The organism is Silicimonas lutimaris (assembly GCF_047314965.1).
Lineage (GTDB): Bacteria > Pseudomonadota > Alphaproteobacteria > Rhodobacterales > Rhodobacteraceae > JAVJUV01.
Genome location: NZ_JBLBVK010000027.1, coordinates 1 through 18609 on the forward strand (window position 1 = coordinate 1; position 18609 = coordinate 18609).

Here is an 18609-nt window from a genome sequence, read left to right on the forward strand (position 1 = left end):
CCACATCACCACCAGCCGTCAGCTTCAGCTCAATCTCACGCAGCAGCTTCAAGATGTCTTCGTCTGAATGTCGCTTCCTCGCCATGCCCAATCCCCCTCTCGCGGCCAAAGTAATGGCCCAGTTCTAGGGGGGAAGGACACGGGGCGAAACCGCGACGACCCAAGAATCAGATCGACGCACAAGACCCATCGAGTTGGGTTGTTCTTCGCCAAGACTTCGTAAATCTTGAGTTGAATTGCTGCCAGTATTGCTATGTTGGCATCCTAATCCCAAACCATGCGGGAAATCGACTGTCCTTGAATGCTGCCGAACCGTCCGCACCAATAATGAAAGCGAACCCTGATCTTGGCGAAAACGGCGTCTGAAAGTTCCTCCTCCTGGCAGCGTTTCGACAACGCGGCCTTCGGTATCATTTACGGCGCCATAATGGTGTTGAGTATACTGATGGCAGCGGGAGACCATCCCGAAGCACCAGGGAAGACCGCTGCAGTGCTCTTCGGGTCTGTACTCGCCATCACTCTCGCAAAGGCTTTCGCCGAACTCATGGCAAACGCGCTCTCGAAGGGAGAGCGGTTGTCACGCCAGGCCTGGCGTGCAGCCTGGCACCATAGCAGCCCCACGCTGGCCGTAGCGAACTTGCCGACGCTCTTTTTCCTGGCCGCGGCTATCGGCTGGCTGAGCGCGGAGATGGCGGTGTTTCTGTCACAAGGCGTCTGTGTGGGACTTCTTTTGATTCTTGGCGCACGTGCGGGATGGGTAATCGACGGAAGGGTCCTCCCCGCTGTCCTGGGAGCTGCGTTTGCAGGCGGGCTTGGAATTGCGCTCGCAGCGATGAAGTTCGTGATCCACTGACGTCATGCTTGCTCGTCTCCTACTGCATGCAACCTGCCTACTGGTGCTTCTTGGATGCACTCAGGTCCCTTTCGACGCGCCCAGAGAAGTCTCTCGCGCCCTGCCGGCCGAGGGAACAGGTGCCGCCAGGACCGCCGCTCGCCTTACCGGAGGTGGTGCGGATCGAGTCGCACTGGTCCCGCTAGCGGATGGAAACGATGCTCTTGGTGCACGACTGCAGATGATCGAAGCCGCCGAGCGCTCGATCGACATCAAGACATTCCTGATAAAGCCCGACATTGCCGGCACATTGATGTGGCTGAAGCTTTACGAGGCTGCGGAGCGCGGTGTGAGGGTACGAATTCTATTCGACGACGTGTTCACGACGGCGCGCGACGAACAGATTGCAACGCTCGATGCCCATCCCAACGTGGACGTTCGGATATTCAATCCGCTCTCCAGAAACAGCCCGAAGGCGATCAACTTCCTGTTCGACTTCGGACGCGTCAATCGACGCATGCACAACAAGGCAACGATCACCGACGGATCATTCGCCATAATCGGCGGGCGCAACATCGCGGATGAATACTACCAGATCGGTATCGATCACGAGTTCGCGGACTTCGATCTGTTCGTTGCAGGCCAACCGGTCCGCGATCTGTCTTCGGCATTCGATCTGTATTGGAATGATCGTTGGTCATTGCCCCTGTCTTCCGTCCTTACGGCCGAAGACACACCGGTTTCCGAAGCCCTGCGACAATTCCGGGAGATGGCGGACACCGAGGAAGCCCAAATCTATCGGCGCGCGATTACGTCGACCTACCTTGCAGATGTAAGGAGTGGGCGTTTTCCATATTTCCTGGGGCGTGCGCAGGTCGTCGTGGATAGCCCGGACAAACTGCGTTCGCCCCCTGGAAAGGGCCCCTTCCTCGTGGGTGAGGCGCTCTACCAGATGATGAACAAAGCACAGACAGACGTTCTCGTCCTGACACCCTACTTCGTGCCCGAAGACTATGGTGCGAGGTTCTTTGAGCGCCTCGTGCAGCGGGGTGTACGGGTTCGCATTGCCACGAATTCTCTCGCATCGACAAATCACCCCTATGTGCATGGGGCCTATGCAAGCTATCGCGAGCGCCTTTCGGCAGCTGGTGTCGAATTCCTTGAGGCCCGCTCAGACGCCGCGAAACTGACCGGGGCTGTTGACGCAGATTTGACCATGCACACAAAGCTGGTCGTCGTCGACGACCGGCTGCTGTTTGTCGGCTCACCCAACATGGACCCACGGTCAATACGTCAAAATGCCGAAATCGGGATGGTCATTGAAAGCCCGGAACTGGCGCGGAGCATCAGAGAGCGTATCGACATCATCGCCAAAGACTATGCCTTTCGCCTGACAAGAAAACCCGATGGCAGCACGAATTGGCAATACGACGGCTCAACCCGGCGGGAAACTTTCGATCAAGAACCGCTCGCGAGCCCCTGGCGGAAGATCTTGTCGACCGTTGTGAGTTGGCTCCCGATCGAGAGCCAGCTCTGACCCGCCCCTTTCTGCTTCTGCGGCCTCGAACGTCTTCAGTCCGCGGTCCGCATCAATGACCAGCTATTGCCACCGGTCTGCACAAGGTTCCTGCGCTCCGCCGCGCTCTTTCCTTCATTGAGAAGCTGGTTCAGATCCTGGCCCACTTCCTTGCTGTAGATATGGTACAGGTGGCCAGTGGGGCTCTCGGTCGGCAATTCGCTCAGATCGATTACTTCAACGCCCGGAAGCTTCGAAACATCGTTTCCGGCTTCGCCCAGCCGGGCATAGCCGTGAAGCTGGGCCGAGATCGCCAAGGGGCGATCCCCGTCGGTCACGTAGACCGTGATGCTCTCGGCAATCGGCGAGATCCGCGGCAACATGCGTGCAAAGATTTCGAAATCCATGTCCGGCGCTAGCAGCACGACGTTGCCGAGGCGGATGTCGGGCTTCCTGTTGGCAACCTCATAGAGCGCAAGCACCACGCCCCGCGCACCCAGGCTATGTCCCGCGACATCCACTCGATCGGGACCGAACCGGCGCTCCAGTTCAAGTATCGCGTCGGCCAGGTCGAGCACGCTCCAATAAAGATCCGCCTCATCGTGGATGTAGTTCGTCAGCGCCCCATCCGACGGCCAGCTGAACCACAGGAAGTGCCCCTCAAGGCTTGCATTTTCCTGGAGCAACACGGCGCGGCGGCATCCTTTCTCGAAACTGATATAGTAACCATGCACGTAGAGGAGCGGCCCGCCACCAGCCGCACTCTCCTGCAGCTCGTCAAGCATCACCCGGCTATCGACCTGCCTGACCCGATCCATCCTCAGGATTTCCTCCCGGATAAACGATGGAGCAGACTCCGCGAGAGGCGAAAGAACGCTGAGATCCAGTTCCCGGACCCTGCACCAACCCGCCTTCAAATCGCTGCGCTCATCGCCATAGACTTCCGCGGGATTGTTTGTATCGACTCTGTTCCGAAGCGTCAGGAACGGCACTTCTCGTTCGACTGCCGGCTCCTGCGCACGCAGCGGGGAAGCTGCGCTGGAAGCCACTATGCCGGCGATCAAAGCACTCTTGAGGGTCTTCGTCAGGTAGAACCATAATAAACGCATATGAGGCCCACTTCGTCCAAGGATGACGGTTAAAATCTTGCGATGTTGGCTCAAACATCAGGACATGACATCACATAGTTGGTCTTTACCTAAAGAAAATGCGACAGGTCCGAGACCTTTTGCAGAATCTGGTCGCGTACGGAAGGACACGTAACCCACATTTTCGATGAGAACGCCAGCGGGACGAAATCGACCATGACAAGAAAGATCGTTTTACTGCTTTTCGGCACGATTTCCGTGCCGTGCCTGCTTCTGGGACTACTGTTCTTTTCGGCTTCTCTGACGCCATCGCTCATTCCGCGGGGACCGGAAGTTCAGGGCATTCTGGGCGGTCTGGTTCTGGCCTTGGGATATCTTGCCGGCCAGATCATTGCCCTTTTGTGGCGTGCCGCCGATCTGCCCCGCTTGGCGGGCCGCCCGGCCACAGTACTGACCATGGTCATTTCAATTGCAGTCGTCGCTTTCTTCCTCTGGGTTCTGGGCTCCAGCCTGACCTGGCAGAACGACCTCCGCCAAAAAATGGCAATGGAACCGTCGGACGGTCTTTATTTTGCGCGCATCGTTGTCTTTGCGTCTGGTACCTTCGTAGCGGCATTCCTTCTCGGGAGGCTGGTGGCGTCGCTGTTCCGACTGGTCAGGGCACGGTTCTACCGTGTGATGCCACCGCGGCGCGCCAATGTGCTCGGCGTGATCGCGGTCGCTCTCATCATCTTCTTTGCATCGCGCGACGGCGTTCTCGACCGGGTGGTCCTGGGGCTCGACGAAAGCTATGAGGCCGCGCAGGCGCTTTTCGAGCAAGCGCCGCCACCGCCGACAGAGCCTCGGATGACCGGAAGCGCCGCGTCGCTGATCGACTGGGCCGGTATCGGAAAACCGGGGCGCGACTTCATTACTTCGGGGCCGGATGCCAAGGCCATTTCAGCATTCACGGGCAGTCCTGCCCTGGACCCGATCAGGGTCTATGTCGGTCGCGCCAACGGCGAGACGCCACGGGAAAGAGCCGAACTTGCCTTGGCAGAACTGAAACGACTGGGAGCTTTCGAACGCAAGGTGCTGATCGTTGCAAGCCCGACGGGAACGGGCTGGATGGACCCGGGATCGCATGATCCCGTCGAATACATGCACGACGGCGACATCGCCACCGTCAGCGCCCAGTACTCCTATCTCCAGTCTCCGCTGGCGCTCATCCTCGAGACCAGCACGGGTCTTGAACAGGCGACGGCTCTTCAGGAGGTCGTACATGGGTATTGGAAGACGCTTCCCGCAGGGTCCCGTCCGCGCCTGTACGTGCACGGTCTCAGCCTCGGGGCATGGTCATCGATGTATGCGACCAACCTGTTCCGGCTGCTCGACGACCCGATCGACGGAGCCTTCTGGGCCGGCCCGCCGTTTCCGTCCGCATTCTGGAACTATGTGCAAAACCAACGCAATCCCGGCAGCCCATGGGTGCTGCCCGCGATCGGTGACGGCTCACTTGTGCGGTACGCCTCCCATTTGGCCGACGCTTCGGAGGCTGCGGCAGAATGGGGCCGAATGCGCATCGTCTTTCTTCAATACTCCAGCGACCCGATCGTGTTCTACGACCCGGCGTCGCTTTGGCGCGCGCCACCATGGATGCGCGATCCGCCCGCCGAGGATATGTCCGAGCACTTGATCTTCATGCCCATCGTGACGCAATTCCAGCTTGCACTCGACATGGCGCTGTCCTTCGGTTCACCCCCGGGTCACGGACACGCCTATTTTGCGAAAGACTATATCGAACCGTGGGTGCAGGTCACGGCCCCGGAAAACTGGACCTCCGCCGACACCGAACGGCTAAAGGCGCATTGCGACAACGGCTTTCAGGAAGGTTGCTCGAACGGTTCACGCTAGCAGACGCCAGGTTGCATCCTGGTGCAACACCGGCGTCCTCTCATGCCGCTCCGTGTAGCGTCCGGTCGCCGCTACTCCGGGCGTTCCTTGAAGTGAAGCAAACCATTGCCGTCGGCATCGGTCATGACAAGACCGGTACCGTATCGAACGTAACCGGATACCTTCCGAAGTGTCTCAAGCAGGGTTCTTTCAAGCGCCTCGGCCTCGCCGGGACAAGCCATCATGGTGCCCGCAAAATTCTCGGGGAACGCGATCTCTCCGTCCGCCAGGAACACTTGTCCGACAAACCTGTTGCAACCGCCGAACATGGCAAAGTTCATCTGGTCGTCGATCACGAGCGTTGCGGGATCGTCATTGCTCCATTGTTCTCCAGCCACGTCTGTAACTGCCCATTCGATGCCTGAAATCGTCCTTGGCGGAGCGGTTCCCACGTCGTCACCTGCAACCATGGTCAGGACCAGTTCGACCGGTGCCGTTCCCGCGCCCTCAAAGACGCTGTAGAGGCTTGTGGTGCGGAACAGTTGATTATCGTCCGAGCTCCAGATCGTGGCCACGACCGCATATCGGCCCATATCCTCAATGATCTGAGAATTGTAATGAAGGTCAACGGTCTGAGGCACGCCCGTCATCGCATAGCGCTGCGACGAGAGCCGTTTCGAGGCTGCATCCGCTCTCGATACGTCGAGAAGCTGGACTTCGAGTTCAGCATCCGGCGGAAGCGCGATGCGTTCCCGGTACGTAACGGTCACCTTCAGCATGTCCGATTTAGCCTTGGACTCAGTTGTAAACATGGCGAGTGCCACGAACACTGCAAGGGCGTGTATAAAGAACCGCATCCCCGAATTCCCTTTTCACGAAGTTCTGCCAGCTAGATTCACAACTTTCCCGGCATTGTTCTCTTATTTAGATGCCAAGATGACATTGATCCACCAGCGCGCCTCATTTTTTTCATCAGTTCACAGACCGGTTTAAATGAACACACTCGCGCCGGGCGAAGAAGTGGGGACACCTCCGGGATTGTCGAGATTGACGCAAGGCACCAGTCGTGCGTAGGCAGCATCAAACCTGATATTTCCGATGCACTCGTTTACCGCCCAACCGCTCATGCACCATCAATTGAACTGGACCACCAAGGTGGGACGGAGCATGCCGCTGTGATTCCGCAACGAGGCTGATATTCGCCGCTACATCAGGCCACCAATACTGGGCCGAGGCAGTCCCGTGTGCAGCGAGCCCATTCTTGCGGGCTGTCCGTGCTTCCAAACAATCGTGGCGCCAGCCGTATGCGGCCAAGCGGACGTATCAGAGGCGGTCCATGATATTGGTTGCTTGAAGCGTACTGACCGGATACCTGCGCGAGAGCAGCTTCCCCTTATCGAAATCAGGTTCGCGCAGCCGGATTTCTTGCTGAATCGTCTCTGCCTTCTCCGGTCTGTCGTTCGCCGCATAGAGCGCGAAAAGAAACCGGCGGATTGCGATGAATTCAGGGCTAAGCGTACTGGCGAATTGCGCATGCGTCGCCGCCAGATCGTAGTCGCCTTTCCCGATGCGAGCCATGCAAGAGAAGATTGACATGAAGTTTCGCAGGGCGCGGCCGGAAGCAAGCGAAACACCCTTCTCGGCCGCCGCCAGAGCTTCTTCGTAGCGCCTTTGTACCGTCAGGATGTTGGCCCTAAATGCCCAAGAGAGCGCGTTCGCCTCATTGGCGCGGATTGCCTTCTCGCAAAGCAGTTCGCCATAGGCGAAATCCCCTTGATGGACCAGACTGTGCTGCGCGGCGAATGAGAGGACCAACGAATTTCCCGGTGCCTCACGAAGCGCAACCGTAATCAATTCTTCGTTGTCCAAGGGATCGAGGAAATCGTTCGTCAGGTGCTCGAAGGCGGCCGTATTCCGGATGAAGGCTCGCCAGGCAAGGTATACCGGGTTGGAATCGAGGGTGTAGGCGGCTTCGAAAAGTCGGTCCGCTTCGATCAAGGCCTTCCGCGAGAAATCGAATATCTGGGCACGGCCTCGACAAGCCAGAGAGATCGGCAATTGGGCGACATTCGACATATGACGGTCATCATTCAAACAATCCCCGAGAGCTTGGCAGACTCTGCTTCCAAGACAGGCAATGCGAAAGCTGGTCTCGTCATCCGCCGGCATGCCGATCTCAGAGAGGCGACTACGCCACATGACCTGACCGCCAGCGGATTCGATCCGTGCGGATATCAGCGATGTATCCTGGGCTTTGGCAATCTCGACCGAGACGAAAAGCATCGGTGCGCCATTCGCATCGAGTTTCTGATTGGGATCGCTCAGGTCGACGAAATCGACCTCTCCCATCTCACCGATGGTGGTCGCGACACACTCGCGGAACCGCACATAAAACCATGCGTCGTCTACGCCAAGCTCACGGGTGGTGCGAAAAACTATGAGCGGCCTGACAGTTTGCGGTTTCCGAGCAATCAGCGCACCGGTTTTTCGCCGCGGCACCACAAATGGACAAGCTGCATCATCGAGATGGCTGATCCTGATATCGCGCAGCCAGTTCTCGAATTCCGGGTCACGAATATCCAGATCCTCGAACAGCGTGGATTGGGAATCCGATGACCTTGCCAGATCGACCGACGCAGGATCGAGTGTCACAATTCCCCTGTCGCATCTGAGAATTTCCTTGTGAACACCAAGCGCACGCCGGAGTTCCGACAGCGCTTGGCGAAGCGAAGCCGCACCCTGTTCCGGGGCCCGCGTGCTCCACAGTTTATCCTGGAGATATGTTCGCGATCTTTGAAAGCCCCTTGCGGAAACCAGAAGGGCAACAAGGCCACGTGTCTTGTGTCCGCGCGGTGTCAAATCCTGACCCGCTTCATCAAGAATCCTTAAAACGCCATCAATTTCAATTCTGATCATGGGAACCGCCACCCAATGTCGAACCCAATAAAACGGCCGGCGGCTTGACGCAAAAAAATTAACTCGAAGTAATCCAATCCTGATTACGGGAACCGCCACCCGCTTTCGAATTCATTAAAGCGATTTCAAGTATAGCGCAAAAGTGTTGCGTTGTGAAAAATTCGTGAAATTTCCTTTCCTTCTTGCTGAATATTAAGAGTTTTTACTACGTTTCTTGGAAATTTGCAGCAAAGGGGTTGGGCCATGGGAGTTGCAGGAGCAGGTGGAGCCGGAGGCGCAGGCGGTGCCGGTGGTGCGGGAGGTGCGGGCGGAGCCGGGGGCGCAGGCGGCGCCGGGGGCGCGGGCGGAACCGGGGGCGCAGGCGGTGCCGGGGGCGCGGGCGGAGCCGGGGGAACGCTGGCGCATGCAGGTGCGCCGAATACGCCGCTTCTGTCCTCGGCCCTGATCATCGCGAATGACGGCATCATCGATCCGGCCTCGAAGACTGCGCGCGATTTCGACCATGGTCCGGGGGGCATCGACCGGATGGAGCGGGTCAATCCGCACTACCTGCGGATCTTGCTGGTCGAACATCTGAAGGCCGGACTCGCAGTCGATGGAAAGCCCGGCCATTGCGCGGTCACTCTCGCCGGGACCGAGATCTTCCGGATCAATCGACCCAAGAAAGGCGCCAATCCCAGCGTGTATTGCGACAAGTCGGGACGGCAGTTGGACCTCGTCCTGGCGGCGGCAGATCTGCGATCGGACAGATTGCCCGAGATTATCCTTCAACAGACCGACCTGCTGTCGTTCCTGGGCTCGACCGTGCGTCTGCACGATGTCTCGCACGGGTGGACGCTGGAGGTGCTGCGCTCGGTGCAAGACGTGGCCACGATCGTGCATTCACAAGTCAAGCATCACCTCTCGACGCCGCGGCCGGTCGATGTCTTTCCAGAGGCGTCTCCGATTATCCAGACGCCGCAGCACAGTTCGCTGCCCAGCGGCCATTCTGTCGAGGCCAGCGCGATGGCCTATGTCCTGTCGCGGCTTGCGGGTGAGACCGACAAGACAGTCCTGACGATGAACAACCTCGTGCTGCGCATGGCGGCGCGCATCGCCATAAACCGGCATGTTGCCGGCGTACATTTTCCTTTCGAGAGCATGGCGGGTTTCCTGCTGGGGATCTCGATCGGCCGGGTCTGCTACAAGCGCCTGGCCGGCGGTGCGACGCCGTTGTCGAAGTACACGATCACAACCGATGGCATGGGAGATGTCGACTTCCATCTCAGGGCCTTCACCGACGTCATAACGACGCCACCGAAGGAGTGGCTGACTGCCTCGGAAATTCCGAACCCCGCAGGACAGACCGATGAGTTGAAGCATGTCTATGGGCTGACGGGCAAGGAATGGGCGCATCGGGCAAGCACGACATGACATGCGCCTGGGGAGACGAGCGGGCGTTTGACGGGCTGTTGCTGGGAGCGCCGAACGCGTTCCTTCAGACCGCCGGTCAAGGTCGCGGCGACTACAACTCGTTCGACGTCGACAAGGTTCTCGGGGCCATGGAAGACGCCTTTGCCCCTGGCAGCGTCGACGCTGCCGGGCTCGCGGCTTTCACGCAGGCGGTGCGGGCCTCCGTGGCGCAGGTCACAGGCACCCTGGGCCGCGACAGGAGCGATGACGGAGAGCTTCCCTTTGTCTGGCTGGGGCCGTTACTGCCGCAGCCTGGCGGGTCGCGCGGGACAGATGACGCGGCCTTGTGGGCCCGGATGACGGGCAGCACCTGTCCGGTCGCTCTTGGACTGGCAGACACGTCCATCGCCTTTGCGAACCGGCGTTTCCGGAAACCCGCCCTGACCAAGGCGCATGACCGAACGCGCTTCAAGATGCTCTGGCTGCAGGACAGGTATTTCGATCCCGCCTCGGAGTTTCATGGCGCGAGTCCATACTCCGGCATCCTGGGACAAGGCACATTGCTGCTGGAAGACGACATCAACGCCGTGTTCGCCAAGCACTGGCACGATGGCGCGCTGGACGAGGAAGCCGTGTACCGCGAGTTCAGTTCGGTCCGCAAATTCGGCCGCGATCTCTGGTCGATGCGCGCTGGACATGGAACAAGCGTCCTGGATTTGATGGCCGGCGCAGATACCGGCGAGCCAGGATCCGAACGTGATATCTATGCGGTGGAGCTTCCTACGGCGGTGGTCGCCGACACATCCGGCGGATTGTTCCACGGGCCGATGCTTCACGGTCTGGCGGTGGTTTCCCTGTTTTCCTTCGTCATGAGCAAACGGGCGCCGCTGGTGATGAATGTCAGCATGTCCTATGTGGGCGGGCCCCACACGGGCTTCGAGGGCAGCGACAAGGCGCATCCCACCGCCAAGGCGCTGAACCGGCTGGTCGTGTCTTCCTCGGTGGGAACGCGCAGCGCGCATCTGATGCTTCCGGCCGGCAACAACCTGCAGGACCGGTTGAGCGGAACCGGTCGAACCGCGACCTGGGTGGTGCCTCCGAATGACAGGACGGGCAGCACGCTGGAGATCTGGCGTCATGGGTTCAAGGGATTCTCGACAGGCGCAAAGGCCACGCTGTCGCTGGCGTCTCCGGGGTCGGCGCCGGTGCCACTTGCGGCACTTCCGGCGCCAGGGCATTTCCGCGAGTTCCTGTGTGACGGACAGGAGATCGCCCGGCTTTTCCGGATCAGGAACGACCGGCAGGCGGATCATCTGGTGCTGGGCATCTTTCCCACCGAGAGCCATGACAGCCACGGGCAGATTTCGCCTGCGGGGTTCTGGACAGTGCGCCTTAAGGGTGCGGATGGCCAGTTCTTCAGTTCGCGCGACGACACTTTGGCGGGGCTGCCCGAGGCGGGCCGGCAATCGTGGCTTCGGGACGAGAGCTATCGCAAGTTCAGGGATGGCGGAGACTGGCGCAGGGACAGCGACATCGGCCGACAGGGCACCCGGCGAGACGGAAGCGTGTCTGTTCTCGCAACCGGCAAGTTGCGCTCGGGACGGGGCTTCAAGGCCTATACGACGCTGATCACCGGTTTCGAGCACTCGGCATCGGAAGGCGCCGTGCCCTATCGCTTTGCCGGGCTGGAACTGGGCCGAGTCACTCATCCGGGCAAGGCCCGCGGCGCGCCTGCTCCGATGGCCGAAATCTCTCGCGCTCTGGGAGGGCCGCTGGCCGCGGCACGGATGGGCCGGGGAACAATCCGGTGGGCAGGCACCAGCATGGCCTCGGCGCTGGCGGCGCGGCAGATCGCAGATGATCTCACGAAAGTCTCCACGCTTGACGCCCCCGCCCCTCGCGAACCGGCGCACGACTACTGAGGACTTGGAACGCAGAAGGCGCCGGCCCGAAAGACGAACCGGCGCCGAAGAGGCCCTCCGAAGATCAGGCCGGACTTTCGGTCAGGATGATCAGGTCATCGGCCACGAGATCATTGCCGAAGATCAGGAGCGTGTCCTTGCTGTCCTCGAATTCCACGGCCAGTCCAAGCCAGGTCTCCTCGACGCTGGCGATCGCCGCGCCATCGACCAGCAGAAGCGCATCGATCCCGGCCTCGTAATCGAGGATCACATCCGTCGACTTCTTGCGATCCAGCGTCTCGGCACCGAAGACGAACTGGTCGCCCCCCTCGCCTCCGAACATGACGTCATAGCGTCCACCAAGGCTGATGATGCGATCCGCGCCTTCGGTTCCGACCAGGACATCGCTCCCGTCGGTGCCGATGATGATGTTCACCTCGGGCGCCGCGTCGGTGATGCCGTCGATCGTGATCTTGATCTGGCCGGCATCCTGCTGTGCCCCGTCGCCGATCGTGTAGGTGAAGCTCAGCTCGGCCGTCTCGCCGTCGTTCAACGACTGGTAGGCCTGGCCCGGATCGAAGCTGAGCGATCCGTCAGACGCAAGCGTCAGGCTGGCGCCATTGCCGAGATCATTCGCCGACCCGACGACCAGCGGACCACCCGGACCGCTGAGCGCGGTGACCTGAAGGGGCTGGTCGTCGGAGTCGCTGCCCGAACCGTTGTCGGCGAAGACATTGCCGAGAAGGGCCGTGTCCTCATCCGTTCCGAATGCGTCATCCTGCGCAACCGGTGCGAGATCGTCATTCGTGATGACGACGCTTGCGACCGAGGACAGCACCGTGGGAGACCCGGCGCTGACCGCGAAGGACAGTTCGAGCGTTTCATCAGCTTCCGCGAGTAGATCGCCCAGCACATCGAGCGTGATGGTCTGGGTTCTCTCGCCCGCACCGAAGACTAGCGATCCGCTGCCCTGCCCGGCATAGTCGGACGCGTCCGCGTCGCCGCCGACTTGGTAGTCGAGGCTGAGACCCGAAGAAACGTCACCGGTGCGATAGACTGTGAACACCACGGTTTGCGACCCGGCGTTGCCTTCAAAAAGCGTGGTCTCGGACGCCGAGATCCCGACGCCTTCGAGAACGGGCGGAGCGTCGACGATTGCGGTTTCGGTCAACGCCCCGCCTTCGCCCCCGGCAATAACAGAAGCGGCTTCAATGAAGTCCGCATTGCCAGAGAGGAGATAGTCGAGGATCGCGTCTTCGCGAAGCACGGGATCAGTGATGCCGGCAGTGGCTTCTTCCGCCTCGGCCAGGATCTCGGCCGGGAAGTCGTCGATCGAGATCTGCGCCACCGGGAAAAAGAGATCGGTGAAGTCGGCCGTGCCTAGCCCTGCCGGATAGTCGAAGAGCGATGTCGCATCGCTGATCCGCCAGTCATCGGCGAAGGCGCCATAGAGGTCGGCAAAGGAGATGGGCTGCGCCAGCACCGAGCCGTCGCGCAGGGCAATGTCGTTCGTGGTGTCTCCGTCGGCGTTACCCAGCAGACCGCGGACGTCACGACCAGCGGCTATTGAGACCGAGGTGCTGAGGAAGCCTTCGAAGACATCGACCCGAAGTTGCTCGCCGTTGGCGTAGACCAGTGTGATAGCTTCGCCGTCGAAATAGATCTCGCCGTCGCCGAGAGCCGTTCCGCCGATAGCGGTCTGGATGTCGAACGCGGCGCCATCGACCGTCACGAGGGAGGAGCCGGTCGCGTCGATCATGACGCGCGCCGCGCCGACGGTCGTGGCAACCGCGGTGGTCTGGCTGGCCACCTGGCTGCCCTCGACCGGCTGGAACCGGACCTGGATGTCGAGCGGATCGCCCGAGACCGCTTCGATCAGGGTGAATTCGCCGACTGCCTGGAAGTCGTAGGCCAGTCCGTCCAGCGTGATGATATGCGGATCGCCATAGTTGGCCCCCGTAGCGCCTGTCGGCAGGACAGGGGGAACGCCGTCATCGTTTCGGATCGACCCCGTCGCCTGGGCGATCCCCACTTCCAACCCCGCCGGCCAGTCAGCCGTCGGCGAGATGCGGGCGATGATGTCGTCGTGCAGTTCGGCCTCGGCATCCACCACGATCGCCAAGCTGAACGTCGCCTCCGCCGCACCGGCTTCGATGACCACGCTGCCCGACTGGGGCAGACCGTCGACCAGATCGTCGGACTCAGCCGCCTGCAACCCGCCAGCGGAGCGGATATCGTAGTCGACCGTGATCGCCTGGCTGGTGTCGCCTGTCCGGCTGACGGTGAAGGTGATGATGCCGCTGTCTTCCTGCGCCTTTTCACCCGTGATGTTCACCGTAGGCGCGACATCGTTGTCGAGGATCCGCACAAAAGTCTGTCCCTCGGCGATCTCGGCCCCCGCCGCGCCGTCGCTGGTCGGATTCGAGAGCGTGAAGGCAAGATCCTCGACGCTTTCGACCAGCAGATCGTCAACGATGCCGATCTGGTAGGTCAGCTGCTGGATTCCGGGCGAGAATGTCAGTGTCACCGGTACTGCGAAGGGCACCGACACATCGCTGCCGTCGATCGGGTTGAGGCCGGTGCCGGTGACGGTGATATCCACCGTGGCGGTGGAGAATATGTCGCCGCTGCGGATGATCGTCACGTTCGCAGTGCCAGCGTCTTCATCGACAACCGCCGTGAAGAGACCTGCATCCTGAACGCTGAAACGTGCCGGGACCGGACCGCCGACCGGGCCGCCTTCGCTGTTGACCGGACCGGTATAGCCGTTGGAGAGCGTTACCGTCGCCTCGGCGATGCCATCGCCCGTGGTGTCGATCAGAAGCTGGTTTCCGACGATGCTTGTATTGGCGCCGATCAGATTGAAGTTCTCGTCGAAGACCTGAAGGATATCCTCGGCCCCGAAATCGGTGAAGGTGTCGCCGTCGAGTTCCCAGACGCGGCCGCCGAACCGGTCGGCTCCCGCCCCGCCCGTGACCGTGTCGGCGCCACCCCCGGCATAGAGGCCGTCATCGCCGTCGCGGCCAACGAGGATGTCGTCGCCCAGTATGCCGATCAGGCGATCGGCACCGGAGCTTCCGGCCATCGTGTCATCGAAGTCGGTGGCGACGACGCGCTCGATCCCGGTGAAGGTTTCGGCATTCCCCCAGCCGTCATTGGTGGTGCCGGCTTCGAGGTCGATGTCGATCGCCTGGGTTCCGCCGTTGAAACGGTCGCCTGAAAAGCTGAGCGAGTCGAATCCGTCGCCGCCCGAATAGGTATCGGCGCCATCCATGCCCCGGAACTGGTTGTCCTGGTCATTGCCGATGAAGGTGTCCGCGCCATTCGAGCCGCGCACGCTTTCGATGTTCACGAAGGTATCGGTGCCGGCATAGGTGCCCACGACTGTCCCATTGACGAAGTCGACCACGACCGAGGTTTCGTTCCGGTCGTCGTATTCAAGTTCGTCGAAACCGCCGCGCCCATCGATGAAATCGTCGCCAAGGCTGGTGCGGAAGCGCTGGAAATCCTCGTTGTCATCGCCAAGCAGCGTGTCGTCGCCGTCACCGCCGCCGATATTGCGGATATTGGTGAAGGTATCCACATCGCCGCCGGTCAGTTGCGTGGTGCCCAGCGCGGTGTCGATAACCACGGATTCGCCGACGCCGTTGTAGTCGAGACTGAAGAACCCTTCGGTGCCGCCCACGATGGTATCGCTGCCGAGGCCGGGATTGGTACCGCCGCCAACACCGTAGAACGTGATCAGGTCGTTGCCGTCGCCGCCCCCGACCCAGTCGTTGTCGCCGCGCGCCTCGATCGTGTCGTTGCCGCGCCCACCCTGCATATTGTTGTCGGCACCGCCGAAACTGTCGATCAGGTCGTTGCCATCCTCGCCCTGGAGGTCGTTGCGGTTGGTGTCGCCGATGATCGTGTCGTCCCAGCGCGAGCCGCGAATTTCCTCGATTCCAATGAATGTATCGGTGTCGCCATTGGCATCGGTGCCGCCTCCGGCGTCCAGGCTGACGTTGATCCCCTGGAATGCGCCCGTGTCGTCATCCGCGCGGCTGTAGTCGACGCGGTCGCCCCCGCCCGCACCACCGTCAAAAAGATCGTCGCCGCCAAGGCCCCGGAACTCCTGGTCGCCCTCGGCCCCCGTGAAGGTGTCGTCGAAGCTGGTGCCGCGCACGCGTTCGATGCCGGTGAAAGTGTCGGTGCCACCCGACCAGTCGAGAACACTGCCGTGGAACTCGGAGGTGAATGTCACGTTCACACCGGAGGTCGCATCCCGGTCGAAGCCGTATGACAGCTCGTCCTCTTCGAAGAGCGGGCCGTTCGCTCCGCCGATCACGATGTCGTTGCCCGCGCCCGGCTGAAGGAAGTCGCCGCCGACGCCGCCGTCGAGGCTGTCGTCGCCATCGCCGCCGGACAGGTCGTCATTGCCGTCGCCGCCGATGATCGTGTCGTTGCCGCCTTCACCGCCAAGCCATTCGTCGCCGATGTTGCCGGTGATCAGATCGTCGAAGCGGGTGCCGAAGATTTCCTCGATCCCGGTGAAAGTATCGACCGCGCCGCCTGTCTTCTGGGTCGTGCCAATGCCGTCATCGGTGAAGGTGACGGTGATCGGGCCGGAGTCGAGGCGCGAATAGTCGATCTCGTCGCCCTGGCTGAAGGTACCGGTCTGGGCCCCGCCATCCATGCTGTCGGAGCCTTCTCCAGGCTGGAAGCGGTTATTCTCCGCGTTGCCGATCAGCGTGTCGTCGCCATCCGTGGCGCGCACCTCTTCGATCGAGATCAGCGTATCCGTATCGCCGAACCCGTCGGTGGCCGTACCTGCCGCAAGATCGACGAAGACGGCATTCGTGCCGCCCCTTTCCGCATCCCGGTGGTACTCCACGCGGTCCGTCCCCGCGCCGCCATCGATCGTGTCATTGCCCTGCGAGCCGCGGAAGCTGTCGAAATCGCCGCCGCGTCCTTCGAGCAGGTCGTCGCCTTCGCGCCCGTCGAGGAAGTTGTCGCCATCGTCACCGCGCAGTGTATCGCCGTGTTCGGAACCGTCTACGCCCTCGATCGAAATCAGCGTATCGGTATCGCCCCAGCCATCTGTGGCCGTCCCGGCCGCCAGATCGACGAGAACGCCGGCCGGATCGTCGAAATGGCCGATCCCATCGAAGCCCTCGCCGCCATCGAGCGTGTCGGCGCCGGCGTCGCCTTCGAGATTGTCGTCGCCGCCGCGACCTTCGATCAGGTCGTCGCCCTGAAGCCCGTTGAAGTCGTTCCGATCGTCGTTGCCGAGGAGCGTGTCGTTGAAACTTGTGCCGGTTACACTTTCGATCGACGTGAGAGTATCGAAGTCGCCCCAGGCATCCGTGGCGGTGCCTGCCGCAAGATCCACATCCACGCCCTGGGTACGGGCTTCGCCGTCGGCGCTATAGTCCACGCGGTCGCGCTGAACCGTCCCGACGAGCGTGTCATTGCCGCTGCCGGTTGCGAAGTAGTGATCATCGCCGGCATTCGGGTCCTGCGAAGCGACGACAAGGTCATTGCCGGCCTGGTCGAAGGTGTATGTGCCGCCCTCGCCGCCTACGTAAATCTCGTCATCGAAATCGGTGCCGTGGAAATTCTCGATCGAGATCAGCGTATCGGTTCCGAAACCGCGCTTGTCGGTGGTGAAGGCCGCGACCGCGCCGATCGCGGTATCGGTGTTGTTGATGGTGACGCCATTGGTCAGGCCGTAGCCGGAATAGAAGATCAGGTCGGCCCCGTCGCCGCCATCCATCGTGTCGTTGCCCGCGCTGGCCGACAGCCAGTCGGTATCGCCGCGGCCGGACAGCAGGTTATTGGCGCTGTCGCCGATGATGTTGTCGAAGTAGTCTGAACCTTCGACATTCTCGATGGAGGTCAGAGTGTCGACGTTTCCATAGCCATCGGTTGCGGTTCCGAAGCGCAGATCGACGAAGACACCGGAGGGATCTCGGTTGTAGACCGCCGTGTCGTTCTCGGTGCCGCCGTTCAGCGTATCATTGCCCGCATCGCCCGACAGACGGTCGAACCCGGCATTGCCGTTCAGGATGTCGTTTCTACCATTACCGTACAGAAAGTCGTTTCCGGCCCCGCCGTTCATCGTGTCGTCCAGATCGGAGCCGTAGACAGATTCGATTTCGGCAAACGTATCGGACCCGCCCCAAGGATCGGTCACCGTACCGGAATCGATGCCGGTATAGTTCAGAAGGATCCCCTGGGTCTGCGGACCCGCGCCGTCGATCGTGGCGCCCCGCTCATAGTCCAGCGCATCGACGTTGCCGATCGATCCCTGGAAGGTATCGTTGCCGCTTCCGGCATAAAAGACCGCAAAGCCCGCACCAGGCGTCTGGTCTGCCACAAGGAGGTCGTTGCCTGCGAGGTCGAACACATAACTGCCGCCGCCCAGGGGATCGCCCAGATGGACGACATCGCTGCCGTCGGTCGCGTTGAAGGACTCGATATCGATCAGCGTGTCCGTGCCGGAGGATTTCAGGACGGTATTGGCAAGTGCCGTGGTGGAGACACCGTTCCAAAGCGCCGTGACGGAACTTCCGGTATTGTTGATGAAGACACCGGTCGCATCGAACAGACCTCCGGCATAGAGGGCAACATCGTAGTCCGCGCCACCGTCAAGCGTATCGGTTCCGACGCTTCCGAACAGAAAGTCATTACCGGCGAAGCCGAATATCTGATCGTCTTCGACCGTACCGAACAGGCTGTTCGCGAAATTGTCGTCGCCGTTTGTTCCATTGATGATAGCCATGTCGCCCTCCCGCAAAAAAGCTTGCAAAACCCCTGTTTGCATTGGTCTGCTTACGCGGTGGGCGTGATTGGCGTGTGAAAACGGCGCAGGCAACTTGTGAAAAAGATGTGAATTCGGACTGCAAACTCCGTGTTGCATGAGGCCAATGCCAAATGCGACGGTCTATCGTCAGTCCGGTGAAACGCTTCTTGGCGTCGAGGGTCTAAGACGGCTCTCTCCGTCCCCGGCGTGCTGAGCTAGCCTGGTCGGTCGCCGACAAACAGGAGCGGTAGGCATTCAAAGCCAAAAGCAGTCGCTCGATGCAGTGTGCCGGAATGACCGCTCAGCGG

Annotated in this window: 9 protein-coding genes; 5 read left to right on the forward strand and 4 right to left on the reverse strand. The window is 60.9% G+C overall.

What is annotated here, in order from left to right; genetic code table 11:
• The first annotated feature begins 346 nt into the window (after positions 1-346).
• Together ACKLNI_RS01765 and ACKLNI_RS01770 are read left to right on the forward strand one after the other, a co-directional pair.
• Complete coding sequence (locus ACKLNI_RS01765) at positions 347-853, forward strand: hypothetical protein (protein ID WP_413717272.1); 507 nt, start codon at positions 347-349, stop codon at positions 851-853.
• Positions 854-857: 4 nt separating this feature from the next.
• Positions 858-2369 (forward strand): phospholipase D family protein, encoded by a 1512-nt coding sequence (locus ACKLNI_RS01770; RefSeq protein ID WP_413717273.1) that lies wholly within the window; start codon positions 858-860, stop codon positions 2367-2369.
• A gap of 35 nt (positions 2370-2404) precedes the next feature.
• Here the strand turns inward: ACKLNI_RS01770 and ACKLNI_RS01775 are convergent, their stop codons facing one another.
• On the reverse strand, positions 2405-3457 hold the full coding sequence (locus tag ACKLNI_RS01775) for an alpha/beta hydrolase (RefSeq protein WP_413717274.1): 1053 nt from the start codon (positions 3455-3457) through the stop codon (positions 2405-2407).
• Positions 3458-3652: 195 nt separating this feature from the next.
• On the opposite strand from ACKLNI_RS01775, the gene ACKLNI_RS01780 reads away from it, so the two are divergent.
• Entirely contained in the window at positions 3653-5329 is a 1677-nt protein-coding gene (locus tag ACKLNI_RS01780) for an alpha/beta hydrolase (RefSeq protein WP_413717275.1), read from the forward strand.
• 71 nt (positions 5330-5400) lie between these two features.
• On the opposite strand, the gene ACKLNI_RS01785 is transcribed toward ACKLNI_RS01780, so the two are convergent.
• Positions 5401-6165 carry a YbaY family lipoprotein gene (locus ACKLNI_RS01785; RefSeq protein WP_413717276.1) on the reverse strand — a complete coding sequence of 255 codons (765 nt, stop codon included), beginning with the start codon at positions 6163-6165 and terminating at the stop codon, positions 5401-5403.
• A 466-nt stretch (positions 6166-6631) separates the two neighbouring features.
• Positions 6632-7960, reverse strand: coding sequence for a tetratricopeptide repeat protein (locus tag ACKLNI_RS01790; protein ID WP_413717277.1), 1329 nt, complete (start codon positions 7958-7960; stop codon positions 6632-6634).
• Between the two features lie 507 nt (positions 7961-8467).
• Between ACKLNI_RS01790 and ACKLNI_RS01795 the strand changes: the two genes are divergently transcribed.
• Together ACKLNI_RS01795 and ACKLNI_RS01800 are read left to right on the forward strand one after the other, a co-directional pair.
• The gene (locus ACKLNI_RS01795; RefSeq protein ID WP_413717278.1) at positions 8468-9637 is read left to right on the forward strand and encodes a phosphatase PAP2 family protein; all 1170 of its coding nucleotides are present in this window, start codon (positions 8468-8470) and stop codon (positions 9635-9637) included.
• A complete protein-coding gene (locus tag ACKLNI_RS01800; RefSeq protein WP_413717279.1) occupies positions 9610-11538 on the forward strand; it encodes a hypothetical protein in 1929 nt (642 codons plus the stop codon). Before ACKLNI_RS01795 ends, ACKLNI_RS01800 begins: the two co-directional genes overlap by 28 nt.
• 64 nt (positions 11539-11602) lie before the next feature.
• Here ACKLNI_RS01800 and ACKLNI_RS01805 read toward each other — a convergent pair whose 3' ends face one another.
• Positions 11603-18280 (reverse strand): Calx-beta domain-containing protein, encoded by a 6678-nt coding sequence (locus ACKLNI_RS01805; RefSeq protein WP_413717280.1) that lies wholly within the window; start codon positions 18278-18280, stop codon positions 11603-11605.
• Positions 18281-18609: the final 329 nt, after the last annotated feature.